The organism is Pseudarthrobacter sp. efr-133-R2A-89 (assembly GCF_030209315.1).
Lineage (GTDB): Bacteria > Actinomycetota > Actinomycetes > Actinomycetales > Micrococcaceae > Arthrobacter.
In genome coordinates this window covers 522,003-545,184 of the sequence record NZ_JARVSE010000010.1, presented here as the reverse complement: position 1 = coordinate 545,184, position 23,182 = coordinate 522,003, and the positions used below count along the sequence as shown (strand labels likewise).

Genomic DNA, 23,182 nt, shown 5'->3' with positions numbered 1-23,182 from the left:
ACTTCCGTGGAGGTCGCGTGCGGGCACGACCTTGGGCGGGAGCTGCGGTCCTCGAAGCCGGCCCAGCCGTGCGTCCTGTACCTGCTGATCCAGCGGTGTGCGCAGGTCCGCGAGACACCCATTTCTTTGGCTACATGGGCGATGGGGCGGCCGGCGAGGACGCGCTCGATAAGGATCCGCCTACCGTTCGGGGTCAGGCGGGCATTACGGTGGGACATGAAGACCTCTTAGTCGTTGGCTGTGTGTGGTAACCACCAACCTAAGAGGTCTTCACCTATTCACGATGTAACCAACGTCCTGACTCAGTTCACCTAGTCGTCGATGGCTTTCCGGTCCATCGATTTGAGCGCGCCGAGGCGGGCTTCCACTTCGGTCTGCCCGCCGAGGTCTTCGAGGGAGGTGAACTGGGCGTCCAGGGATGAGGCGGCGAGTTCCTGCTGGCCGCGGACTGTGGCCTCTTCGCGGCGGAGCTTTTCCGCGTACCGGCCAATGGCCGAGGTGGGGTCTCCGGCGTCCACGGCACGAAGCGAGTCGTTCACCTGGGACTGGGTGGCGGCCACCCGTGCCCGGTTGACGAGCTCGTTGCGCTTGGCGGTCAGTTCCCCGAGCTTGCCGCGCATCTGGTCCAGGCCGCCCTTGAGCTTGTCGACGACCTCGTTCTGAGTGGCAAGGGCCGGCGCCTGGGCCTTGGCGGTGGATTCGGCGGTCATCTGCCGGCCGATGGCGACCTTGGCGAGGGCGTCGAACTTGTCAGCGTCCACGGGGTTCCCGGCGGCACGGAACTCGTCGGCCTTCTTGGAGGCGGCGATGGCCTTGCGGCCCCAGGTGTTGGCGTCCTCCACGGCCCGGTGGTGGTCCTCCTCAGCCATCCGGAGGTTGCCAATAGTGGTCGCGACGGCGGCTTCGGCTTCGCGGATGTTCTCCGAGTAGTCCCGAACCATCTGGTCCAGCATCTTCTGCGGGTCTTCGGCGGAGTCCAGGAGGGCATTCAGGTTGGCCTTCGCGAGCTGCGCGACGCGGGCGAAAATACTCTGCTTCACGGTGTCTTTCTATCGGTTGTTGATCGTTGAGCTCAATGTGTGCGGCAGTGGTGCGGCCCGGGCCCACCGGCAATATGTTGCCGACCCCTGGCCATATCGGCGCAGCCGTTCACCGGCGGAACTTCAGGCGGTCGGCCGAATCCGGGTCTCCGATCCAGTACATGAGCTGCCGCCCCGGGCCGCGGCCTTCGAAGGTCAGCTCGAACCCCCACCAGCCGCCGGCGATCTTGCACTGGACCTTTACGACCGGTTGATACCAGCTCGTAGACTGCTCCACTGACCACGTGCCCTCGTAGTCCGTTCTGGTCTCCCAACGGAGCTTCGCCGTCTCAGGCAAGTCATCGCGCAACCCATCGGGCACTCCTGACCAAGTCAGCGTCCCGTCCGGCCGCAGGACAAGCTCTGTCCGCCGCCCGTCTCCGTTGTCCGTGTGCCAGCTGCCTTCGACGTCGGCCGCGGACACATCGCCGGGCGGGTCGACGCCGGCCCGCCCGCACCCGGGCAGGACTGCAGCAGGCGCCAAGGCCGCCAGAACCTGGAGGAAACGTCTGCGGGCGAGGGTCATTTCCCGGCGAGTTCGCCGCGGCGGAAGGTCCCGGCGATGGAGAGTTTCCGGCCGTATTCGATGGACCCGTACCTGAACAGGTGGACGGCGAGGCGGATGATGAGGGCCCCGACGACCAGGAGCTCGACGATGACGATGGTCGCCTCGACGGTGGTGAGGGTGCCGAAGGCGTTGCGGAGCAGCGCGGTGACCGGGGCGGTCAGCGGGAAGTAGGTGAAGATCTGCACGATCAGGGCCCCGGGGTTGGAGATGACCAGGCTGAATGTGTAGAAGGGGATGAACATCATCGCCATCAGCGGACCGAAGATCGTCCCGGCTTCCTTCGCGGTCGGCATGATCGCCCCAATGGCCACGAGGACGCCGGTGAAGACGGTGAACCCGCCGACCAGGAGCAGGGCGCCGGTGATCATGGGGCCCGGTTCGAAGACCAGAGTGGACAGGTTCAGATCCGGCAAGGCCAGGGAGTCCCGGAAGAACAGGTACGCGAGCCCAACCGGGGCCAGGAACACCAAGATCTGGACCAGCCCGACGGCGAACAGGGAAATGATCTTGCCGGTGATCAGCGTGGTGGGGTTCAGGGTGGTCAGGATCATCTCGGTGACCCGGTTTTCCTTCTCCTCCAGGGTGGAGTTCAGCATCTGGTTGGAAAGCAGGATCATCGAAATGTAGAAGACGATCAGGAACAGCAGCGGCGGGATCACTCCCCCGATGCCGGCGGCGATCTGGCCGTCCTTGAAGGTCTCGGAGTCGAATTTCACGGTCCCGGTCAGGGCCGCCGTCAGCTTCGGTGAGCCGACCTGGTACTCGGCCGAGGCTTCCAGCAGCTGCTTGGCCACCGCCTCGTACTTGCCGTTCTCGAACATGCCCTTGTCGGCCCCGTACACCTTCACCGGTTCCTTGGTCGGGTCGGCCGGGTAGGCGAAGTACGCTTCCGAGGTCCCGTCTTTCACCGCGGCGATCGCCGCCTCCGGGTTGTCGGTGTACGTGCCGCCGGCCAGTTTCGCGCCCGGGGCCATGATGATCCCGGACGCGTCCGTGTAGGTGAAGGAGAACTGGGCGTTCTTTTGCGCGTCCGCGGTGTCCTGGGTGCTGGCGTTGGACGCGTACACGAGGGCGAAGACGATGATCAGGATGACCGGGATCGCCAGGGTCGCGATCGCGAAGCCGCGTTTCTTGATGGTCCGGACGAACTCGAACGCGACCACGGTGCCAAGGTTGTGCTGTCCCAATGCCATTACGCCTCCACCAGTTCCTGCTGTTCGCCGTAGACCTTGATGAAGATCTCATCGAGGGAAATCCGTGCCGGCGTGAACGACCGGACCGCCGCGCCGGAGTCGACCAGCTCGCGCAGGACGGCTGTCTCATCGGCGCCGTGCCGGGGTGCCAGCTCGGCCAGGCCGTCCTCATCGGTGACCACATCGAACTGACGGGAGGAGGGCAGGATCCCCTCGTAGGTGACCCGGTAGACGGTGCCGCCGAACTCTTCCTGGACCTCTTCGACCGTGCCGTAGGCGCGGGAGACCCCGTCCTTGAGCAGGATGACCCGGTCACAGAGCCGCTCGACCTCTTCCATCTGGTGGGTGACCATGATGACGGTCGCCCCGGCCCGCTTGTGCTCTTCGATGATGTCCATCAGCAGCCGCCGGTTGATCGGGTCGAACCCCTTCGTCGGCTCATCCAGGATCAGCAGCTCCGGGTTGTTCATGATGGTCACCCCGAGCTGGACCTTCTGCTGCTGGCCGCCGGAGAGCTTATCCAGCCGGACCTTGGCCTTGTCAGCCAGCCCTACCCGCTCCAGGTAGGCCTCGGACCAGGACCGGGCCGCGGCCTTCGACAACCCTTTCAGCCGGCCGAAGTAGACCATCACATCCAGGACAGCTTCCTTCTTGTACAGGCCGCGCTCCTCCGGCAGGTAGCCGAGCCGCGCCCCGTCCCGGGGTTCGAAGACCTTCCCGCCAATATGCAGGGTCCCAGCTGACGGCTGGTAAATCCCCAGCAGCGCCCGCAGCGTCGTGGTCTTCCCCGACCCGTTGCTGCCCAGAAACCCGAACGTCTCCCCCGCCCGGACATCGAACGACAAATCACGAATCACCGTGGTGTCCCCGAAATCCATCCGGAAGTCCTGAATATGCACAAGCGGCTCCGCCGCGTCCCCCAACGTCATGGACTCAGCCTATCTGTGGCTGACGGGTCCGTTGCCGGCGGGCATGCGTAGAGGGGCACGTGGCCATTCTCCAGAACCCCTGAGGGGGTCCCCTTTGGCTACCGTTGGCCCCGACAGGCGATCTTGGTGGCTACCCCGACAGGGCGGCTCGTCTCAGCGGAATGACCAGTCCAAGGGATTGCGTCTTCAGTGCCGCCGCCTCCGCAAATCGAGCACCAGGGTGGCCATGACGATTGCGGCAGCGACGATGGTTGATGGAGTTCGCCAGTGGCCGATTCCTGTGGGAGCCTCAGGTGCTGCCCCATCATTGAAAAGGATGCGACGTTGTCTGTTGGTCCTCCTGATAAGTCCCCGGGCTTCCCGGTCCGGGATGACTTCATGCCACGGCGTTGGTTTCAGCCAGCAGTAGACCGCGTCCTTCAAAATCGAAAGGAGCGGAACAATCTGACCAACGCCAAACACCGTGAAAATTTGGTCGAGAGTGGCGCCGTTTAGCCTTGCTTTGAACATTCGCCCAGCGTCACTGCAGTCGGGGCTGTACGAGACCTGAACCGGACATATTGTGGCGAGCCTCCAGTCCTCCCCATACAGGAATCCGGCAATTGCAGTGAGTGACAGGAGGATGAATGCAATGAATAGAGCGACTGCGGTGTCCGAGCGCTGTTTCAAATCGCCGTGGATTAGCACGACCCATCCTGAGACAACCATTGCCAAGGCCAGTGCGGACAGCATGGCCATGCTAAGAAAATTCCGCCCCAACCCCAGATTCTGTAGGAGCACGACAACCGCCAGGACAGGCACCCCGGCTATTACTGTCAGGTCAATCCTCTGCCAAATACTTCTTGAGAACGCTCCGGATTCCTCGGCAGTGCGCCTGGGCGTTTGCGGCATCCTCGGCCTCCTTTGAACGGAAGAAGAGACTACGCCGGCGCCACTGACTCGGCAATAAGGCGTCTGGGTGAGTATCTATTTTGATTCCCGAACACTAGGGATGACGAAGGGGCCACAGGTGCACGCGCGTGGCCTTTGCGTCCCGATCCGACGGCAGGGGCCGCGCGGGCTCGGCCCGCCGTTAGCACGTAATGGACGATGGATTCGTGGCCCTGCTCTTCCAGGCGTTGGTGGTACCGGGGCCTGGTACTGGGCCTGAACGTAATAGGTCCGGGTGCCGCCATGGGACTGGCTGCTCGAGTACGTATTGCTGACGTAGAGGTCGATGGCGGCGACCTGCCCGTGAGGTCGGTGACGACACGGAAGTAGGCCGGGGTACGGCCCCGTACCGGTTCACAGTGATGGTCGGGCGGAATTTGCCGCTGCTTGGTGAGCACGGTGTGCTCGTCTGGCCTGGCAAGGGTCCGCTTCGGGTTGAACTGCTCGAAATCAGAAATCCAGAGCGGGCCAGCTCCCTCACGGTGACCTGACTTAGTGTAGGAAGTATGGACGCGGCCGAATGGGCACAAGAGCTGGCTTATTCTCTGAGCGTTGGGCCCGGAACGCCCTCCTTACTGACGATTGCTAGTTGCACCGGACCTTCTGCGTGCAGGGAAGTCATAGAAACGGCCAAACGAGTAGTGGGGGAGGCCGGATGGCCGATCTATGAGCTCGTCGCTCGCGAGGTAGCCCCTGATCCGTCACTTCTGCGCGAAAGCGGCTTCCTAATCCTTCGGGACGTTCGCCAACCGTTAGCCCCAGGCGTGCCGGTTCTCATCGGCGCTCACCAACTACATATCAGTCGGGGCTTCCCAGTCGGTCTCCTCATCGTCGGGTCACCTGCCGGAATTAGGGGCCTTCGGAGACATCCAGGATTAGGCTTTCTCAGCCGCGCCGAATGGGTAGTACAGAACTAGCGCGGGACCCGGCGCCGGTACACCTAGCTAAGCCAGCCCCAGGAACCGTGTCTCAGGCCGCGGCTACACTCTCACCATGGTGCAAGAGCTGGGCAATGACGATGCGGGCCGCTACCTTGTGACCACTGCTACGGGCAGCCAGTATCTGCTGGATCTGACCGCCAGGACAGTGCAGAGGCTAATGGCCGCCACCGCTCCAATCGTCGAGTATCTGGATGTGGCATTTTCCCCACTTCGCCGCGACGGGGAGTCACTGGAGCTGCTCATGCTTGAGTCTTGCACTGTAGGCTGGCCCGCCCGGTACTGGCTTCAAATTCGCCCCGACCACGTTGTTACGCTCAGAACCACCTCCCCCGTGATGGACATCGTTGCCTTGGACCGATTGGAGGCGTGAACTGCGGGCCGGCCCTCAAGACTTCCATGAGACCGTAGCCGGGGTGGTCGAGGGCTTCTCGGCGTGACTCCTGGATTTAGTCCGTCGTCTCTTCGACCCTGACTTCGTCAATCCGGCGGCTGAAGGCTCCCAGCATCGCTTCGACGTCGGGATCGTAGTTTAGGTACTCTTCGGCCAGTGCTTCGTCGTTGGGGCGGCGGGTCCGGGCACCCGGCTTTTGCTGAGTCGCCGCCTTCAGCCGGAGCAGTTCCCGTAATCGGCGCTTGGCGGCCCGCAGCGCGTCTACAAACTCTTCAGCCCAGCTCTTGGCTTCTTCCAGATTTGCAGTTTGGACGAGATGTCGTCCGCCGAGGGAGAGGACGTAGACACCCTGCTCATCGTCGAAATGGATACAGTACAGGCCCGCGCTGCTGTTCGCGTAAAGATTGCCATCATTTCGTATGAACCATACGAGCCTCACAATGTCTCCCCCCGATCGGGCTGTGCGCAATAGCCTGTGGTCCACCCACGCTCGCACTTCTGGGTGCGCCCGCGCCATACTTGCCTGTACTCTTTTTTCGCCGTGAGGGTAGCAACGGGTACCCGCACGTAGGTCGCGTCCTCTGGCCGTACAGATTCTTGCGACCTCTGCCGCTGAGTTCCCGTTGAGGCCGAAGTGTTTTGTCCTCAGGGCTCGCCTGCAGAGGAGTCCGGCATCCACTCCTATATAGAGGTCCGGGACAAGACTACGCGCAGAATGCTGAACACAAAATGCTGGCCATGTCGTCTTGCCCCGGAAACGACGACCGGCCGCCTTGGTGGCGTCGGCAAGCTCACGCAGGGCGACTTGCCCGCTTTCGCCATCGCTCGCGTTGCCCCTCTATCGGCTGAGTATGCGTTCGGCACACCTGCCCGCGCGGGAGATCGCCGCAGAAGGAAAACGGGATCGATTCCCCGCACCTCCGGCCGCCCCATCGGATTCAGGCCGGAGGCACTGAAGTAGCCCGGTAATCAGTTTTCGATGCCAGCGCGGAACAAGACAGTCACGTGACTTCCTGTAAATATGTAAGTGGATCGACCGACACATATCGGAAAGGGACATGAGACGGCATGGACCGGCCGAAGTGGGTTTTTATCGGAGACACTCACGGCGATACGGGTTGGATGCGTACCGTGCTGCGTTCGGCCGCGAGGGCCGGCGTCCGCTCGTTGATCCACGTAGGGGATGACGCCTTCGACTGGCCGGGGCGGAACCGGCCAAAGCACGCTAACCGCGTGAACCACATTTTGGAGGAGCACGGGCAGACCCTGTACTTCTCGGGCGGCAACCATGACAACTGGACGACCCTGCTCAAGCTCAAGACGGAGCCGGACGGTCTGGCTTCCTGGCGCCCAAACATCCGCGTGTTTCCCCGCGGTGGCCGTGCAGTCGTGGAGGGCCTCACAGTAGGGGCCCTAGGCGGGGCGTTCAGTATCGATGCCCGCCACCGCACTTTGGGTACGTCGTGGTGGGACACGGAAGAGCCGACTCGGGAGGACGCGCAGCAGCTCCTTGACGGCGGCCCCGTTGATGTGCTCGTGACGCATGACGTGCCGCTGGCCGTGCCGATGGTGGGAGACTTCAAACTGCCCCCAGCCGTGGTTGACCGGGCAAACGTCACCAGGAGGCTGCTGCAGGACGTGGTGGACGAGCTCCGGCCGCCACACGTGTTCTGCGGGCACTGGCACCAACGGAAAACGCACCAACTCATGCACCCGGACGGAAGTGTTACCACAGTGGAGATACTGGCCAACGAGTACAACCGCCGAACCAACGCGGTTCTGGTGACGCGGAACGAGGACGGCCTCGTGGTGGAGCCCCTGGATTTGAGCGGCAATTGATACATGGATTTGGACTGGAGCGACAGATGCCACCGAGAGCAGAACCGCTGCAGTGACGGTAACCAATCGGCGAACTCCAGCACGGGGGGCGATGTTCTCCGGACTTGGGAGCCAACTCCCTTTCCTCCGTCGGGGCTTTACCCCCATGCGTCACCATTCATGGATGCCATGGGCCCGCGGTCAATGAGGTCAAGGATGGGTTCCACCACCCCCAAGCAACGGACAACACCCAGCAACTTCAAGCTGCGAGGTGTTGAGCCAACCGCTCCGATCAAGTGTTCTGTTGCCGGTTAAGGGCGAAGTGGCACAGGCTGATGTCGCAGTAGTCTTACTACGTACACGGGACGGGTCCGCCCACCTCATACCTCGGCAGAGTTAAGGATTGTTTCCACATCTACTGGCACGCCAGAGACCCTGTTGTCGCCGTTGCCCGGGCGGACCGTATTGAGGACCTTGCCGTTTTTTCTCTTCTCACGCTTAACCGATGTCGAAGCGTAGTTTTCGTCCCACACGGACGCCCAAGCAGCACCGACCCCATGCTCGTGCTGGATCAGCGTCGGGTAGGCCGCCGCCGCCTTGGAGAAAGCTGTGTTTCTGTCGAAAAGAATGACTCTTCTACCTCCCACCGTCACTATGGTGCCGATGGTCGGACCGACGGGGCGGAGGGATCCGTCAGCGCCGCCGGGCTTCCAGCCCAGCCGGTCGTTCATCAGTCCTTCGCCCTGTTCGTTGCCTGTGATCGGAGGCCGGGTGGGGTCGTCTCCAGCAATGACGTGGGCACCGCCCGAGGACAGCAGGGAGGACAACGCACGGATCAGGGAGGCGCCAGGGGCGGACTGCTGATTCTCGGCGTGGGCGTCGGTGACGAGCCGGATGACGCTGTCGCACAGCCCGTCCACGTCGAACTGGGAGACGAACTCCTCCTCCATTCCCAGTTCGGCGGCCATTTCCTGCAGCACGGACAGGGACAGCAGCACGTCCGAGGCAAGGGTGGAGGTGCGTTCCAGGGAGCCGCCGGAGGCGCCGAGTTCGCGCATGACGTCGGCGACGGAGAACTTCACGTTGTCCCTGATCTGTTCGAGGTGCTGCATATAGCCGGCCCAGCCCCCTCGATAGTTCGAAGCCACGTGCCGGATGTAGCGGATGACGTGACTGGTGAAGCGTGCCTGGGTGCCGTCCTGGCTGGCCATACTGATGATTCGGTCTGTCTTGCCACGGTCCGGGTGCAGCTTGCCCTTGCCGATGAAGACCGGAATCAGGCGCTCCTTCACTGACGGGGTGGTCAATTCGTTCTCGGCCGTGATGATCAACTGCGCGATCGGCTTATTGACCTTGCGTGAGGTCATGTCCGCGTTCATGCGCCCCTTAGTGGCGTTGTTAAAGATCGCGCGAGTGATGTCGCTCAGCTTTGCATCCTCGGCCTCGGCCTGCTTCTTTACGGCGGACGGAGCCAGATCATCAATCACCCAGATCGGGGTGTGGGCGATTGCGTTCTCGGTGTATGCCTGAGTGTCCTTGGCAGATCCTGGCAGAGACCCGTCCTGCCAGGAGGACTTCCGGCGCGCCCAGAAGTACATGCAGGCCTGCGCCGAGTAGGACTTACCGGTGCCTTTCGGGCCCCAGAAGAATAGGGTGGTACGGGGTCGAAGCGGGACCGTGGGACGCAGACCGCCCGCGAGAACCAGCACGGCAGCGGACTGATCGGTCCAGGCACCGGCGGTGATATACGCCTCGATGACGGCTCTGAAGTCCGTCTCGACCTGCTTGCGGTATTCCGCGTCGTCCCACGAGCCGTCCAGACGGTCAGTGCCGACGCCATAGCTTTCCGCCACTGGCAGGGCTTCCTTGTCGATGCCTGCCATGGCAGCGCCTGAGAGCTCTCCGCCGACGACCTGGTTGCCTACTATGAAAACCGGTACGTCGTTTTCAACGGGTACCCAGCCCATCTGCATCCATCGCGTCTTGCTGGTTTGGTCATGGGGCCTGTTGCCTTTAACTGCCCGGATCCAGGCGTCTCCCCGTGCGGCGCGTGGCGGCCACTCGCCGTTTAGTAGGAGGTTGTCCGGAACTTCAGCGCCGATCTTCATCCAGTCGGCAGGAGGATCGTTCAGGATACGGTTTGGGCCTTCGATGACAGCAGAGTCACCGACACCGTCGGACTGCCAAGTCACTTCGAGAGAAGTCCGGGAATCCTCTGGAGCGGTCTTAGCATTTCTGTTGAAAACACCGGTTTCGAGTTCCTCGTCCGTGACCTGTCTTCTTTTCTCCATGAAGAGGATCCGTCCGCCCAACTGGAGCCTTGCATCCCAGCGATAGCCGCTAAGAGTGCCACCGGGGCCGTTGTTGATCGGCACGCATTCCTCAACGGAGTAGCCATCCTTTGAGACGCGGAATGAACCTGGCCTTTCATCAGCACTACGGGCCGGGGCAGGCGGCATGGTGGTTGTCAGTTGCCGAAGCAGCATCTTCCAGTCGCCCGTCGTGGCGAGGTAGTCATCGACGCCGGCCTTGGCCATGGACCCGTTGTCGCCGGATGTGACGGTCGGGTTCAGGAATTTGATGGTCTTCATCCTGGACTTTTCGTCCAGGTGCTCGTAGAGCTTCTTGGCCGCGGCGTGCACCAACGGGTTGGTTTCCAGGTCGGCGTCGAACGCGATCCAGCCCTCGCGGTTCTTCAGGTCAATTTCGCGCCAGTCCACGGGGGTCTGGTGGGCGTTGTTGATCCCGGCGATGGAGACGATCAGGACACGGTCGGCCTCGGGGATGGCTTCCATGAGTTTGCGCATTCTCTTGGTTGCATTGAACGTGTCGTCGAAGCTGAGTCCATCCCAATCTATGCCCTGCGATCGCAGATAGGCCGACATGGCAGCATCACCTTTGAGCATGCCTTCGGCGAACATGACGACCGGAGTAGTGTCGATCCAGTCCACGGGCGTGGCCGGGTGGACGTCTAACGGGGTTCCGGTCATCGGCTTAAACTCGTACTTGATGGGCTTGCCGTGCTCGTTGTTTTCGGGCATTGCGGGCCGGACCTGGTAGGTGAACGGCCCGACCTTTTCGTTGCGGCGGTCAGCGGACTGAAGGTCTGCGACCGAGTACCAAGGCATCTGCATGGCATCGCTGTTCTCGCCGATGATGCAGCGCTTGAGCCGCTTGCCCTGCGTGGTGGTCTGCTTCATGTCCATCTTCTTCATTTCGGCGGTGAAGTTGGTGGAGTCGATTTTGGCGTAACCGCGGGCGGCCGCGACTAGCGGCGCGACGCCGGAGTCCGCCAGCTTTGCTGCGCCGGAGCCGGTGATGAAGTCGGCGTAATCTTCCAAGGTCCAGGATGGCAGGTCGGGGATTTCATGAGGACCAACAGTGGTAGTTGATCTCGCATTTCTATCGAAAACGCCGTTAGTCACCTCGGAAGGAACTTCGTCGCGAAGACGAACTTTCTCGTCGATGAAGGTCGCCGGGTCGAGGGGTGGTGTGTCGGAAAAGTGGGTCATGCTTGGTTCTATGCAAGGACTCCAGCGACGGCGGCCCGTCGCGGCAAACGGGAATAGATGGCCCCCCGAAGCTTGGGCCGTCGGGTGCTCGCTGGCCAACCGCAAGTACTGACGGCGAGATCCGACCTCACCCGACCGGCACCCGACCACGCGGTCGGGTAAGAAACTCAGGGAGAGCCGCGGAATTACGGGCTGAAACCCATAGATAGATAGATACCCGACTTAACCAACCAAATATTATGACTACCTAAGGAGTATGCGAGCTATTTGCTGCCCATAAGGCTCGACGCCACCAGCATGCCTCTATCGACGCAGAGGGGGTCGGCTGGTCGGGTATCACCGGAATTACAAGGGGAACGGGGGCAAGTCGGGTCGGTACATGGGTCAGGTTTGGTCAGTTAACCGAGGACCAAAGGTGGGGTACACCTGCCTCGGGCACCTCAAGGTTCGCTGCGGTCCATCACTTCCACATCATGCGGGCCGGACTGGTCCGAGTGGTCCGCATTGGTCCAGACGAGTGGTCCAGAAGGGCGGTCCACACTGGTCCACGCTGGTCCAATGGGTGGTCCACGCCGGTGCACGCTGGTCCAATGGGTGGTCCACGCCGGTCCACGCTGGTCCAGAACGGCGGTCCACACTGGTGCAAAGGGTGGTCCACACTGGTCCAAAGGGTGGTCCACGCCGGTCCAAAACGGCGGTCCACACTGGTACACGCTGGGTCCAGATCGGTCCATACGGGTTGTCCGGTGGTCCACCCACCCGGCCGATTCAGCCTCGATCCTCGACGTCATGGAGACCCGGTCCCCGCCTACCGTCACCACCCCGGCGGCGAAACGCTCAAGCTTCGCCGATGCTGGCCGCGATATGCGTTAGGTCCCAGCGTACCTGGCACCCTTCCCCTTCGGCCCAGACCCTGACTTCATGGCCACATCGGAGGTCTTCACTACCGTCGCCGCAGAGAAGTGCGAGCCGGAGCCGAAGGACCCCCGAACGCGTGGGGCTGAGCAGCTACACCTCACCATGACAGTTGACGGGGACTGAAGGACGTCAATAATGCTCAGTTTTCACTTCAACAACATCTAGGATTCCTCGTATGCAGACAAACACGGTGGACGGTCTGATCCGCCTCACAGAAACAGCAGTCATCATGGAGTTCGGACCCACCGCCATGCCCGTCAAGGGCGAAGCCTCTCCCCGGGTGGTCCTGTACGAGAACATCCTTGAGATCGACTACCAGGCCCCGAAGACGTTCTCCCACGGGTACCTCCGCCTGATTGTTCGCGAAGGCCAGACCAAGGTCGATCCGATTCTCGACACATACGCGAGCCGGTTGGCGGACAAAAAGGCAGGAGCAGCACTCTGTGAGGCCCTGCAGCAAAAGGTCGACGCCGTCGAGTATGTCGCCCCGGCTCCCTCGAATGAGCCGGAACAGGTGGACCGCAAGGTCACTGCGGCCGAGCTCACCCACGCCTTCAAGAACGCTCTTCCGGCCACCGCGACGTTCCAGGAATACTCCCTGGTCGGCCGTGATCTGCAGAAGCAGGCGGGCCGGGGCCTTCTGCCTCCGAAGACGTGGCCGGTTGCCGAATGCGAAGCTCAGGTGGACACCGGAGCTGCCATCAGTGCTCGGGTCACAGCCACCCGTGTCGCCGCCGGCGGCCTCCTGTTCGGCAAGACCGGAGCGGTCGTGGGGGCCATCGCCAAGAAGGACCGGACCAAGGTCTACCTGCAGATCACAACGCCCGACGAGGTGATCCTGAAGGAAGTCCGGGGGCTGGACGAAGGCAAGGCCCGACAGTTCGCCAACAAACTCAACAACCTTGCCGCCACACACCGCACCCGCCCCGTTGGCCAGGATGCCGACACCCTGATCAAGGCCGCCACCGCCATTGCGCCACCTCCCCCGCCGCCCTCAAACGTCCCGGCCGGCTGGTACCCGCAGGGTGATGTTCAGAGGTACTGGGACGGCAATGCCTGGACGGATCACACGGCGCCCCTGGCACCGCAGACTCCCCAGCTGTAGGCACATGAGAACGGCCGCCCCGGATGATTGGGGTGGCCGTTTCTCGTTATGATCTGTTTCGCGGAGCTGTAGATGCCGAGCGAAAATCTTGCGTCCGAAATCGGCCCTCTAACGATGGCCGCGTCCAAGAGTGGGCAGGCCCCCAGATACCACCGGGCCGCCCTTGCTGAAGGTCAACTCCTGCGGAACCGCCACGTAGCCGAACGAGCCGGGGGCGGCACGGAAGGACGAAATTGTTGTGCCCAGCGCCTTTGCGAAGCTGTTCAACTCGTCGACAACGTCTTGGTGATACTTGTTCTCCAAGGACGTGGAACAGGCGTGGTAAAGCTCGGCGATTCTTGCTTTGAGGATAGAGTCTCCCGAGCCGCGAGGCCTCCTGGCCGCCTGTCGGACGTCGTTGCGAACCCTGTCGAGCTTCTTAGTGAACAGGAGTGCGCTTCTGGTCGACCCAAGATATGACGGGTGGATTTCCAGTTGAGTTGAAGTGGCCAGCGCTACCTCGCGGGGTTTCTTGACGAAGAACGGGTTCCTGGTGCGCGGGTCCGACGTGTCGTAGTCGAAGACTTCGGTAATCGGCGCAGGGACGGGGCGGGGCACCTTGCGGCGGCCGACTGCACGTCCGCGCTTCAGGGCTCGGGCTGACGCAGAGTTCGCTGTATGCACGACCTCGGTTTCATCGGGCCTTACTTGAGCAGCGCTCTCCAACTGCTGGAAGCGTTCCCCGTCTGCCCTGAAGCGCAGAACCCAATGAATAATTTCGGCCTTCACCTCAGGGTCTGCAGCACCACGTTCAAGGAGCAGCTTCGCAATGTCGTCGATACTGCTTACGACAGTTCTCAACAGCTTCTGGTTGCCGCCTGATTCGTCAAAGCTCGCAACCATCCCTCGAATGCGGCTGGCCTCCTCGGCCAGATCGCCTGCGTCCATGCAGTCCCCCAAAGTCCAATTCGTGGGCTAATTCCACCACATCGAAGAGGCTTGGCAAAGCGTCGCACCTTTGTGTCATAGCTCGGGCAGCGCGTTAGCAGTTGCTGTGCGGTGAACTCCACAGATCCTCTGGCCGGTGGCTACCGCTCCTACCTGGCACCGGCCGACACCCTAGCTGGCCACGTCGCCCACCATGCCAGCGCCAGGGCCGGCCACTCCGAACATCAGACCGGCCTGGCAGTGGACATCAGTGACGGCAGCGGTGCGTGCAGCTTCGAGCCGTGCTTCGCGGAGCAGCCGGCAGCGGTGTGGGCCGCTGCGAACGCGCACCGGTTCGGCTTCATCGTCGGTTATCCGCCAGGGGACGAGGCGATCACCGGCTACGCCTACGAGCCATGGCACCTCCGATACGTCGGCGTCGAGCCCGCGACCGAGATCCACGACCAGGACATCACATTGGAAGAGTTCACCACCCGCTACGCCGACGGCTAGCATCCGGTCAGGGGGTCGGAGGTTCGACCCCTCCCTTGCCGGCGAACTCTTCGACGGTGACAACGTGTTCTTCGGTCAGGCCTTGGTTCGGATCCGGCTTCTGCAACAGCACCGCCTGCCGGTAGGTGTAGGACCACTCCCCGGCATCCGGCTCGAGGACGTCATCCATCCGTGCCAGCCACCTGCTCACCGAACGAAGCTTAGGCGTCGGCTCATCGCCGTCGGCCGGCCTCAGCAGAAGGGGCACGCGCAGCGGGGAAACCTCGAGCTCCAGCTGCTCCTCCACGGCCGCTGTCATCTCCACCGGCCACGTCGACACCCAGGCGATCCGTCCGCACCGGGACAGCCGGCGCACCAGTGCTTTCTTCTCACAGGAGAGGACCGGGTCCGGCCGGACAGCACCGGGCCGGCCACGCAGCGACGGGTTCAGCACGCCGTCAATGTCGAGGAGGATGATCAGTTCCACAGCGGCCCGGTCACGAAGCTGGCCAGTGCCCAGACGGTGTAGGCCAGGCCGAAGACGCCGACGGCGTACCCGACACTGAGCCCGGCCAGGGCCGCGAGCCTTCCGGTGCCGCCACGCTGTTCGATCCTGCGCAGTGCCACATGGCCGGCGCCGACCGCGAAGACCGCCAGGACAGCCATGCCCATGAGATACATGCCGGCCGCAGCGAGGACCGCGCACGCGACGGAGACGATCGCCATCGGTTCGACGCCTGCTGTCTTGGTGTCCGGCCTGGTCGTTTCCATGAGTCCCCCACTCTCGATGTTGGCCCGAGTCTACTGCGAGGGCCCGGCCACGGCGGTAGCCGCCACCGGCTCAAGACCAGTCCGCCTGCCTGCTCCACTGGCTGGCTCCCCGGCCGCGAAGCGGACGGCGGGCGATAGCCCCTGTCGGTCTGCTGACACTGTGAGCCTTGTTGGTGCTGGGCTGGATGTCGCCATATTTAAGAGGGGCTCAGGCGCTGCGCGCCTTCGCCCACCCCGTATCGATTCCCGGTTCGGATACCTTCTCGTCCGTCACACTATCCGCTTCCTTTCCGTTGACCTCTTGGCCGCAGCGCGGCCGGGCTGCTCGTGGCGCGGAGCGCCGGGCGACGCGAGGACCTGGGCGCTGCGGGCCCGGGTCCGTTGCGGGGGCCGCCCGCCTGGTGCCGGCGTCGCTGCGCTCCTTGGGGCACCTGGCCGGCTGTCTTCGCTGTTGGCTTGGCCTTCCCTGCGGGGCTGAGGCGGCTGCGCCGCCCGGTACGTTGGACTTGCCGAAAGCTGCTCGTTTCCCCTGGGGCTTCTGACTGGCTGGATAGGCGCTTCGCGCCGGGGAGTTGACCCAAGGGATCGGCGTCTCGTGTTCCGTTGCGTTGCACTCTGCGGTGGCTTTGCGTGGTCCTTGGCCCGGCTGCCGCCAGCCCGATTCCTTTCCGTCCAGCTGCTCGTTGTCTGTCCGTTGGCCTCGCTGCTTCGCAGCGGCCGGACTTCGTCCGTCCGGGCCGCGGTGCGCTGGCTGTTCGATGAGCTGAACGGTTCGTGACACGGGGCGGTGGCTGTACGTGCTCCCTAGCTGCTCGCGCAGCGTGTCCCACTTCAAGCTGACTCTGTGCCGAGCGCATCGTTGACCCCTGCCTTCACGGGGAGCGGCCCCTACCACCACAAGAGCTCCGCAGGACAGGCACTGACCGTTCCACGACGTTCCCGCGCGCAGCGCTACCTGCCCGGATCCCTGTCAGCCGAGGCTGGAAGATGAGGGGCTCATCCGGGGGCGAAGCCCTTTGCACGTCGGCCGCAGGCCACGGGCTGGGAAGCCGTTCCGATGGGTTGGGATCGGCTGGAGGGGCGGAGCCCGACCAGCCGGGGGGGGCGGACGACGGTGAGGGGCTTCATTCCCACCTAAGCCACAGGTGGGAGGGGCCTGAAGCGGGGGCGAGCGGCCCGGTCCTGTTGTCCGGAGATAACCAGGGTTTGTATTACCCGGACAGCCAATGCCGATCGCGGTTATCCCGGACTTGGGGTTTCTCACGATGGGAGGCATTTAGAAAGCCAACGAGGCCTTCACCTACGCATGGTTTGGAGTGCTGGACTGCTGCCGGCCGTCCGAGTATCGCTGCCTACTAGCCGTCCAAGCCTACAGTCGTCCCATCCTCCCAGGAGCTCCACCATCGCCAATCTAACCCCGAGCCGCACCACCTCCAGCTCAGTCCACGCCTCTCTTGTTCCCTCGGCTTGCCCCAACGACGAGCTCGCGACCCACTCCCGCCGCGACCCCTACTGGGACCGGCTGTGGGCGCCGGGTTCCCAAGCGACCTGGTCCAATCGGCCGCTTCTTCAACAGCGCAAGGAAGCCAATCCATCTTCAGTAAACGCCCGCTACCTGATGGATGAGCACGAGGCCATGCGGCTGCTGACCATCAACCGGGGGCGTCGCGAACGTCTAGCTGCCTGGGGTGTCATCGACTCCTGGCGCACCGTCTCTGCCGAGCAGCTCGCCGCGATGACCGGCTCCCATCTCTACCTAAACTCGGCTTCGTCAAACGTCGCCGCCTCCATCTCAGTCCACCTGCTTGACGTCGGCACCTACTCCGCTCCTGAGGTCTCCGAGGCAGTTCTCAACCGCAACTGCCTCTACAGGCCGTCCAACACGGAGACCTTCGACAAGTTCATCGTGCCTGAGCTCACTTGGCCAGAATGGATCTCCGTCACCGGCGGTTACCCCTGGTCAGGTGGAGGCCAGTACGACAGACACAATTTGCTTTCCACCGAGCTCGCCCTCCGCGCCGCCGAGTACCTACCGATCGGCGCAGTCCTGGGCGAGAAATTCTCCTCGGTCGACCTGCTCGCCGGCTCCGGGCTCGGCAAGAAGGTGAAGAACCCGGACAACCGTCGGGCCGACGGGACCATCGTCCGCACCGATGGAATGCGGATCGCTTACGAGCTCACCGCGACCGCGTCCAAGTCGCTCGAAAACAAGGTTCGCCGGTGTGCGCAGCTCATTAGCGAACGCCCCCTGGAAACCTCGGGGCTCACTATCCTCTTCATCGCAGCACCTCACCCCGACCGGCCCAAAGACCGTGCCGGCGACCCCCGTCATGAGATCTACCGCCGGGTCGCCTCAGTGCTGAAGGAGTTTCCCGGCACCGGCACCGACTCCCCTGCCGCACGTATCGGCATCGCTGCGTGGGACGAGTGGTTCCCTGCCAGGCACGAGCTATCAGAGGACTTCTTTTGCCTCTCCGCTAACTTCGCTCTCAAAGATATGCACGGCCCCGGCAAGTGGGTGAAGCGCAGTCTGCTGGACGAGTACCCGTTCACTGCATGGGAAACCTTCGATGCCACTGCCGTCGTAGAGCACGCCCCGCTGCTGGCGGCCACCCCGCACTGGATGCGCGGCGAAGACCAAACCCACCTGATCCCTTCGCCCATGGAGCGCTCCGGCTTTCCGACGCCAGTCCCCGGCCCGGCTCGGCCGGAGCTGTCCCGCCACCGACCCCTGGGCCATGGCACGGGAGCAGCCGGAGATGCGAGACTCCCTTCTCGCCTACGGCTATAGCGGGCAGGAAAGTTGCTACACGGGAACGGTGGCGACTCTTAGTGCTACCTGGTATCCGTTCCGGCGGCCCGCGACGGGTAGTCAGATGAGCTGGTCCAGCTTCGTCCAGAACGCTTCGCGAAGCGCGCGGCGCACCCCCTGCAGGTCGGTCTTGTATTCGCCGATCCGCTGCGCGCAGTCCTTAAGCAGCACCCGGTCAATTTCCACCGGAAGGATGGGCCGGTCGGCCAGAAGCTCATTGAGTTCGCCCTGCGTGATGGTGCCGTACCAGTTGGTGGCGACGCTTTCGCCGACCTCGTAGGCGACGTCCAGGGGGCTGTCATCCGGCGGCAGGATGGCTGGCCCCGTGCCGCCGGAGCTGTAAACCAGATGAGCCTCAGAGCGGTACGGCCTCGGAAGGGACGGCAGGACGATGCGGCCGCGGGGAGGTGCCGGGCGCGCGGCCACGTCTGACGGGCGGGGTCCGGACGGGGCGGCTGGCGCCGGAGCGGGTGCCGGCGGCAGAACGGCCACGGCCGGTGTGGGCCGCGGCTGTTCGGCCACGGTCTTGGTGAAGCATTCCTCGATCAGGTCCGTGGGCAGGGTGATGATGCTGTCCACCCGCAGCGCCAGGTGTTCGGCCACCGAGGTGACCCCGAGCCTGTGGTTGGGGTTGTCCAGGCCGACCAAGACAACCTTCATGCCCAGATCTTGGGCTTCCTCAACGGCCTCGGCCAGGTCATCGTCCCCGGACATCAGGAACGCCACCGACGCCGCCCGGTTGCGGGCGACGCCGACCAGGTCCAGACCCAGCTTGAGGTCAACGCCCTTCTGCTCCCCGTTGAAGGAGATCCGGCCCAGCCGGACCTTCACGTCCGGCAAAAGGCCGATCCGCTTGTGCTCATCGGTGAACAGGGCGTCCTTCGAAGCGTCGTACCAGTAGACCCGCAGGACATCCAGGCCCGAGTGCTCAGCCGTGCGCTTCAGGATGCCCTGGACGAGCTTGTCGTAGTCGACCCGGAACGCCGACCGCAGGGAAGTGCCGGCGACGTGCGTGCCGCCTACTGCGATGAGGAAGCCAGCATCAACGAAGATCGCACTCTGGGTCATGGACTCCAACGTACATGCACACTCCGACAGCTGAGATCCGGCGCCGCATAGTGTCTTCGATTAGCGATTCAGGCTGGTGCTCTCCAACCGTCGGCGGGTGTTCAGGCAGAATAGGCCCATGTGCGGCAGATACGTGATGTCCAAGGCCACCGGCGACCTCCTGTCATACTTTGACGCCACGGAGGTGGAGGGCACTCCGCCGCCGCCCAGCTGGAACGTGGCGCCCACCCAGAACGTCCCCATCGTGGCCGAGCGGCTGGCTGAGGGGAGCATCGAGCGGCACCTGCTCATCGCCCACTGGGGTCTGGTCCCGTCCTGGGCGAAGGACATCAAGATCGGCAACAAGCTCATCAACGCCAGGAGTGAGAGCATCCTGGAGAAACCTTCGTTCCGGAAGGCCGCGGTCAAGCGCCGGGCCATCGTCCCGGCTGAGGGCTACTACGAGTGGCAGAAGACCGAGGACGGCAAGAAGATCCCGAACTACCTGTACTCCGAGAAGGAGCCGCTGCTGGGCTTCGCGGGCCTGTACGAGTGGTGGGCGGACCCGTCCGTGCCCGAGGACGACCCGGGCAAGTGGCTGCTGAGCTTCACCGTGCTGACCACAACCGCACAGGACGCTCTTGGGCACGTGCACGACCGGTCCCCGGTCATCATCCCGCGGGAGCGCTTCGGTGAATGGCTGGACCCTGACCTGACCGAGAAGGCGGACGTACAGCACCTGCTCGATTCCCTGCCGGAGCCCACCCTGGTCCCGCGGATCGTCAGCACCCGGGTCAACAGCGTCCGGAACAATGGCCCCGAGCTTCTGGAGCCAGCCGAATGAGCCCTTTCACGGCCACGGCGCCGTTTCCCAACGCCCTGATGTGGCTGACGTCCGAGGACGCCCAGGAGCTCGTCATCCCCGACGTCGACGGCGTCGCCAATATCTGGACCAGCGAGAACGCCTGGGGTGTCGCCGTCCAACCCGACATCGACGGGTCCGTCACGCTCACCATCGGTCCGGCAGCCCCGGACAACACGGCCATGACCCTCCTGCACGATGGCGTGCTGCACTCCGGCCGCCGGCTCATCGAGGTCCAAACCGTCTACCTCGAAACCATCGCCTGGTTCCGGTCCACAACGCACGACGTGGCCCTGCGCATCTGGGGCGATGACCCCGGACAAACGGAGCACATCCACATCCAATGCCCGGACATCAAGGAGATAGCGTGATCGAAGAACTGCGGCAGCACTACACCCACGCCATCGGCGCCGAGCCGATCTTCCACGAGATGAACACCCGTACCGGGCGGCGGATGGGCGTCTTCGAATGGCCCGCCGGGACCACCAGGCTCGGTGTTCACCTCTACGCCTCAGCCGGCGCAGGCCACTACGGGGAAGCCCACCACGGGCACGCCGTCGAACTGTTCACCGGGGTGAAGCCGGGCGGCCAGGACGTCCTTGAAGCGTTCAGCACGATGGCCCTCAATGTCCGCGACGCCGGGACCGTCCCGCAGCACGGAGTCTTCGTCGCCGGCGACTGGAAGATCATCAAGGGGAGGGGCTTCACCGGCTGGGTCCTGACCGAACGGCCCGATGACTTCATGCCGCAGCTGGACCTGCCAGGCGTCCACGTGGTCTTCCTGGATGCCCTGCCGGTCTTCCCGGAAGAGGCCGACTACCGGCACGGCAACCGGTCCGATGACCTCTTCGACATCTGGGAAGCCGAAGAAGTGAAATCCTGGGACCTGAACCGGGCCCTTCCGGCCGGGATCGAGCCGAGGCGAAAAAGCATCTCGGCATGGTTTTCCGGGCGCTCAAGCAACGTAGATGATTGAAGGTCCACAAGTACAGGAGACCATGTGTGCCGTAGATCCCTTGCGGGCAGGCAACCAGAACATGGGACTTACGAGGTAGGCGAAGATAAGCCGCTTTGATCGTCTGAAGCCGAACAACCATCTTCGGCGAAAATCCGTCAACAGTCGGTGAGGTAGTCCTCTACTCGTTCCGGCTGGCGTCTTGGTCGGAGGGGTTACTCTGAGCGTCGTGCGGACCGCGGCAGGTCTGCGTTTGACAGTTGTGCCGGGCCACCCTGAACAGGAGAGCTGTCGCGCACTCACGCCGCGGGGCTTCCTTGAGTGGCATCTCCGCGTGCTTTTTCTGCGGCCACTCGGTCTACGGCGCCAAGAGTTCTTGCATGGAGTGCCGGGTCGAGCGAGACCGTTCCGCTCAGGCCTTGGGCGGTCCTGGTAGCGACGATCCAGTCGATGATGCTTTCCTCGTTTGTGTCCATGCTGCTCTCTATGCATGGGTCGGCAGCACGGCTGTCGCTGGGCGCTCAGGCCCTCCATTCGGGGACGAGCCGACCAGGATCGAAGGACTTCAAACCAGTTACCTGGCGTCTCGGAATGACGACGACTTTGACAAAGATGTCGTCCAGAACGGCCCGGCGGGCACTAGTCGTCATATCGGGCCACGCAGCCCTGAGCATGGCCCCTGTCGTCAGCTCCCGGGGCCGTACGACTGGCACAGGGTATTGGGCTTTCTGTCGCTCTACGGCTGCCCTCGCCGCCAACCATTCGTTCCGTGAAATGACCCCGCTGCCGTAGTCCGCGGCGAGCTCTTCCAGACGGGCGTCCAGGGCGCCGATCTTTTCCAGCCACTCCCCCGTTCTGTCTTCCTCGTCAACGACTCGCGCGTCTTGAAACTGGAAGGCAGCCTCGGCCAGCCATGCCTCTGTCTCGGCTGCCACGATGGTTGTTCCGCCGCAGGCCACTGCTCCTGCGTTTCTGGGGCATCTGTAGGACGGCTTTTTGGTTTTTCCGTTGACGCACTTGACCATTCCGGTACCGCATTTGACGCACACGAGCAGCCCAGTCAGCAGGTGTTTTCTGGGACCACCACGTTTCTTTCCCTCAGACGGTCCGGGGGTCAGTTTTGCTCGCAGCATGGCAAATGTGTCTTCCGAAACGATGGGCTCCCACTGACCCTTCGCGACGATTTTGTCGTGATGAACGCGGAGGCCGGCGATGCGGGGGGCCTTCAAGATCCCTTGGATGCTTGCGGCCCGCCATTTTGCACCCTTGGCGGTAGGAATCCCGCGGGCGCTTAAGTCACGAGCGATGTCGTTCTGGCCCTCGCCATGCAATACACGGGCCGCCATTTCTCTGATGACAGCCGCTTCAGATTCAACGATCTTCCCGTCCGCTGTGTATCCATAACTTGCGCGCCCGGGCCACGCCCCGGCTTCGGCCAGCTCAAGATGTTTCCTCTGGATCCTGGCTTTTGTTTTTGCAACTTCGCCGGCGGCAAAGGCGGTCACGACACGTGCGACCGTCTTACCGTCCGGGGAACTGAGATCGATAGTTCCACTAGTGACCGAATGAACATTGATTCCCGTTCGCGCGGCCAGGTCGATCCAGTCTTCAAGCTCTCTCGGGTTCCGGTGCAAGCGATCGGAAGCGTAAACAACGACCACGTCGACTGCCTGCGATTCCATCAGCGCTTTGAGGCGCTCATAGGCTGGCCGGTTCTTGCCGCCTGAAGCGGATATGTCGTTATCTTCGAATTCCCCGACGACCGTCCAGCCGGCTTTCTCAGCCAGTGCCCGGCAGTCCTTCAACTGGCGGGCAACACCCAGACCTTCCAGTGCCAGGTCCTTGGATATACGGGTGTAGATGGCGGCGCGAGCGTTTTCGCCCTCTCGATGATTGTGCATGCTGATCTTCTATGCATGCCCGGTCGCGGCGGCTGATCGTTTCGTGGCCAGA

Annotated in this window: 22 protein-coding genes; 8 read left to right on the top strand and 14 right to left on the bottom strand. The window is 63.2% G+C overall.

Annotation, left to right across the window (positions count from 1 at the left end):
* The 6 genes from QRM95_RS18250 to QRM95_RS18225 form a co-directional block, all read right to left on the bottom strand.
* Positions 1–218 (bottom strand): helix-turn-helix domain-containing protein (locus QRM95_RS18250; RefSeq protein ID WP_285248865.1); only part of this gene is annotated, 218 nt, incomplete at its 3' end.
* Between the two features lie 93 nt (positions 219–311).
* Complete coding sequence (locus QRM95_RS18245; RefSeq protein WP_285248864.1) at positions 312–1,040, bottom strand: PspA/IM30 family protein; 729 nt, start codon at positions 1,038–1,040, stop codon at positions 312–314.
* A 109-nt stretch (positions 1,041–1,149) separates the two neighbouring features.
* Positions 1,150–1,563 (bottom strand): hypothetical protein, encoded by a 414-nt coding sequence (locus QRM95_RS18240; RefSeq protein ID WP_285248863.1) that lies wholly within the window; start codon positions 1,561–1,563, stop codon positions 1,150–1,152.
* Positions 1,564–1,601: 38 nt separating this feature from the next.
* Positions 1,602–2,840 carry an ABC transporter permease gene (locus tag QRM95_RS18235; RefSeq protein WP_285248862.1) on the bottom strand — a complete coding sequence of 413 codons (1,239 nt, stop codon included), beginning with the start codon at positions 2,838–2,840 and terminating at the stop codon, positions 1,602–1,604.
* The gene (locus tag QRM95_RS18230) at positions 2,840–3,769 is read right to left on the bottom strand and encodes an ABC transporter ATP-binding protein (RefSeq protein ID WP_285248861.1); all 930 of its coding nucleotides are present in this window, start codon (positions 3,767–3,769) and stop codon (positions 2,840–2,842) included. The genes QRM95_RS18235 and QRM95_RS18230 overlap by 1 nt, the downstream gene beginning before the upstream one ends.
* Positions 3,770–3,955: 186 nt before the next feature.
* Entirely contained in the window at positions 3,956–4,660 is a 705-nt protein-coding gene (locus QRM95_RS18225; RefSeq protein ID WP_285248860.1) for a hypothetical protein, read from the bottom strand.
* A gap of 1,032 nt (positions 4,661–5,692) precedes the next feature.
* On the opposite strand from QRM95_RS18225, the gene QRM95_RS18220 reads away from it, so the two are divergent.
* The gene (locus tag QRM95_RS18220; RefSeq protein ID WP_285248859.1) at positions 5,693–6,010 is read left to right on the top strand and encodes a hypothetical protein; all 318 of its coding nucleotides are present in this window, start codon (positions 5,693–5,695) and stop codon (positions 6,008–6,010) included.
* Positions 6,011–6,086: 76 nt separating this feature from the next.
* Here QRM95_RS18220 and QRM95_RS18215 read toward each other — a convergent pair whose 3' ends face one another.
* On the bottom strand, positions 6,087–6,470 hold the full coding sequence (locus tag QRM95_RS18215) for a hypothetical protein (RefSeq protein ID WP_285248858.1): 384 nt from the start codon (positions 6,468–6,470) through the stop codon (positions 6,087–6,089).
* A 629-nt stretch (positions 6,471–7,099) separates the two neighbouring features.
* On the opposite strand from QRM95_RS18215, the gene QRM95_RS18210 reads away from it, so the two are divergent.
* The gene (locus QRM95_RS18210) at positions 7,100–7,870 is read left to right on the top strand and encodes a metallophosphoesterase family protein (protein ID WP_285248857.1); all 771 of its coding nucleotides are present in this window, start codon (positions 7,100–7,102) and stop codon (positions 7,868–7,870) included.
* A 359-nt stretch (positions 7,871–8,229) separates the two neighbouring features.
* Here the strand turns inward: QRM95_RS18210 and QRM95_RS18205 are convergent, their stop codons facing one another.
* A complete protein-coding gene (locus QRM95_RS18205; protein ID WP_285248856.1) occupies positions 8,230–11,460 on the bottom strand; it encodes a hypothetical protein in 3,231 nt (1,076 codons plus the stop codon).
* Positions 11,461–12,454: 994 nt separating this feature from the next.
* Between QRM95_RS18205 and QRM95_RS18200 the strand changes: the two genes are divergently transcribed.
* Complete coding sequence (locus QRM95_RS18200; RefSeq protein ID WP_285248855.1) at positions 12,455–13,384, top strand: DUF2510 domain-containing protein; 930 nt, start codon at positions 12,455–12,457, stop codon at positions 13,382–13,384.
* Positions 13,385–13,492: 108 nt separating this feature from the next.
* On the opposite strand, the gene QRM95_RS18195 is transcribed toward QRM95_RS18200, so the two are convergent.
* Positions 13,493–14,311 (bottom strand): hypothetical protein, encoded by an 819-nt coding sequence (locus tag QRM95_RS18195; protein WP_285248854.1) that lies wholly within the window; start codon positions 14,309–14,311, stop codon positions 13,493–13,495.
* 111 nt (positions 14,312–14,422) lie between these two features.
* On the opposite strand from QRM95_RS18195, the gene QRM95_RS18190 reads away from it, so the two are divergent.
* Positions 14,423–14,803: a M15 family metallopeptidase gene (locus tag QRM95_RS18190; protein WP_350223890.1), complete on the top strand. Its 381-nt coding sequence runs from the start codon at positions 14,423–14,425 to the stop codon at positions 14,801–14,803.
* Positions 14,804–14,810: 7 nt separating this feature from the next.
* Here the strand turns inward: QRM95_RS18190 and QRM95_RS18185 are convergent, their stop codons facing one another.
* Together QRM95_RS18185 and QRM95_RS18180 are read right to left on the bottom strand one after the other, a co-directional pair.
* Positions 14,811–15,269 carry an HAD domain-containing protein gene (locus QRM95_RS18185; protein WP_285248853.1) on the bottom strand — a complete coding sequence of 153 codons (459 nt, stop codon included), beginning with the start codon at positions 15,267–15,269 and terminating at the stop codon, positions 14,811–14,813.
* A complete protein-coding gene (locus QRM95_RS18180; protein ID WP_285248852.1) occupies positions 15,260–15,553 on the bottom strand; it encodes a DUF4190 domain-containing protein in 294 nt (97 codons plus the stop codon). The genes QRM95_RS18185 and QRM95_RS18180 overlap by 10 nt, the downstream gene beginning before the upstream one ends.
* A 1,618-nt stretch (positions 15,554–17,171) precedes the next feature.
* On the opposite strand from QRM95_RS18180, the gene QRM95_RS18175 reads away from it, so the two are divergent.
* A complete protein-coding gene (locus QRM95_RS18175; RefSeq protein ID WP_285248851.1) occupies positions 17,172–18,344 on the top strand; it encodes a hypothetical protein in 1,173 nt (390 codons plus the stop codon).
* Positions 18,345–18,425: 81 nt separating this feature from the next.
* On the opposite strand, the gene QRM95_RS18170 is transcribed toward QRM95_RS18175, so the two are convergent.
* Complete coding sequence (locus tag QRM95_RS18170) at positions 18,426–19,433, bottom strand: NYN domain-containing protein (RefSeq protein ID WP_285248850.1); 1,008 nt, start codon at positions 19,431–19,433, stop codon at positions 18,426–18,428.
* Between the two features lie 118 nt (positions 19,434–19,551).
* Between QRM95_RS18170 and QRM95_RS18165 the strand changes: the two genes are divergently transcribed.
* From QRM95_RS18165 to QRM95_RS18155, 3 genes are read left to right on the top strand one after another with little or no spacing between them, the layout of a single operon-like run.
* A complete protein-coding gene (locus QRM95_RS18165; protein ID WP_285248849.1) occupies positions 19,552–20,256 on the top strand; it encodes an SOS response-associated peptidase in 705 nt (234 codons plus the stop codon).
* A complete protein-coding gene (locus tag QRM95_RS18160; protein ID WP_285248848.1) occupies positions 20,253–20,645 on the top strand; it encodes a hypothetical protein in 393 nt (130 codons plus the stop codon). The genes QRM95_RS18165 and QRM95_RS18160 overlap by 4 nt, the downstream gene beginning before the upstream one ends.
* Positions 20,642–21,250 (top strand): suppressor of fused domain protein, encoded by a 609-nt coding sequence (locus QRM95_RS18155; protein WP_285248847.1) that lies wholly within the window; start codon positions 20,642–20,644, stop codon positions 21,248–21,250. Before QRM95_RS18160 ends, QRM95_RS18155 begins: the two co-directional genes overlap by 4 nt.
* A gap of 278 nt (positions 21,251–21,528) precedes the next feature.
* Here the strand turns inward: QRM95_RS18155 and QRM95_RS18150 are convergent, their stop codons facing one another.
* Both QRM95_RS18150 and QRM95_RS18145 read right to left on the bottom strand, forming a co-directional pair.
* On the bottom strand, positions 21,529–21,705 hold the full coding sequence (locus tag QRM95_RS18150; protein ID WP_285248846.1) for a hypothetical protein: 177 nt from the start codon (positions 21,703–21,705) through the stop codon (positions 21,529–21,531).
* Between the two features lie 45 nt (positions 21,706–21,750).
* Positions 21,751–23,130: a recombinase family protein gene (locus QRM95_RS18145; RefSeq protein WP_285248845.1), complete on the bottom strand. Its 1,380-nt coding sequence runs from the start codon at positions 23,128–23,130 to the stop codon at positions 21,751–21,753.
* Between the last annotated feature and the right edge of the window lie 52 nt (positions 23,131–23,182).

What these genes read in the sequence shown, in the direction of transcription:
- QRM95_RS18235 (WP_285248862.1), bottom strand. Translation starts at nt 2,840, where the DNA reads ATGGCATTGGGACAGCACAACCTTGGCACCGTGGTCGCGTTCGAGTTC.
- QRM95_RS18230 (WP_285248861.1), bottom strand. Translation starts at nt 3,769, where the DNA reads ATGACGTTGGGGGACGCGGCGGAGCCGCTTGTGCATATTCAGGACTTC.
- QRM95_RS18225 (WP_285248860.1), bottom strand. Translation starts at nt 4,660, where the DNA reads ATGCCGCAAACGCCCAGGCGCACTGCCGAGGAATCCGGAGCGTTCTCA.
- QRM95_RS18220 (WP_285248859.1), top strand. Translation starts at nt 5,693, where the DNA reads ATGGTGCAAGAGCTGGGCAATGACGATGCGGGCCGCTACCTTGTGACC.
- QRM95_RS18210 (WP_285248857.1), top strand. Translation starts at nt 7,100, where the DNA reads ATGGACCGGCCGAAGTGGGTTTTTATCGGAGACACTCACGGCGATACG.
- QRM95_RS18200 (WP_285248855.1), top strand. Translation starts at nt 12,455, where the DNA reads ATGCAGACAAACACGGTGGACGGTCTGATCCGCCTCACAGAAACAGCA.
- QRM95_RS18195 (WP_285248854.1), bottom strand. Translation starts at nt 14,311, where the DNA reads ATGGACGCAGGCGATCTGGCCGAGGAGGCCAGCCGCATTCGAGGGATG.
- QRM95_RS18180 (WP_285248852.1), bottom strand. Translation starts at nt 15,553, where the DNA reads ATGGAAACGACCAGGCCGGACACCAAGACAGCAGGCGTCGAACCGATG.
- QRM95_RS18175 (WP_285248851.1), top strand. Translation starts at nt 17,172, where the DNA reads ATGGATGAGCACGAGGCCATGCGGCTGCTGACCATCAACCGGGGGCGT.
- QRM95_RS18170 (WP_285248850.1), bottom strand. Translation starts at nt 19,433, where the DNA reads ATGACCCAGAGTGCGATCTTCGTTGATGCTGGCTTCCTCATCGCAGTA.
- QRM95_RS18165 (WP_285248849.1), top strand. Translation starts at nt 19,552, where the DNA reads ATGTGCGGCAGATACGTGATGTCCAAGGCCACCGGCGACCTCCTGTCA.
- QRM95_RS18160 (WP_285248848.1), top strand. Translation starts at nt 20,253, where the DNA reads ATGAGCCCTTTCACGGCCACGGCGCCGTTTCCCAACGCCCTGATGTGG.
- QRM95_RS18150 (WP_285248846.1), bottom strand. Translation starts at nt 21,705, where the DNA reads ATGGACACAAACGAGGAAAGCATCATCGACTGGATCGTCGCTACCAGG.
- QRM95_RS18145 (WP_285248845.1), bottom strand. Translation starts at nt 23,130, where the DNA reads ATGCACAATCATCGAGAGGGCGAAAACGCTCGCGCCGCCATCTACACC.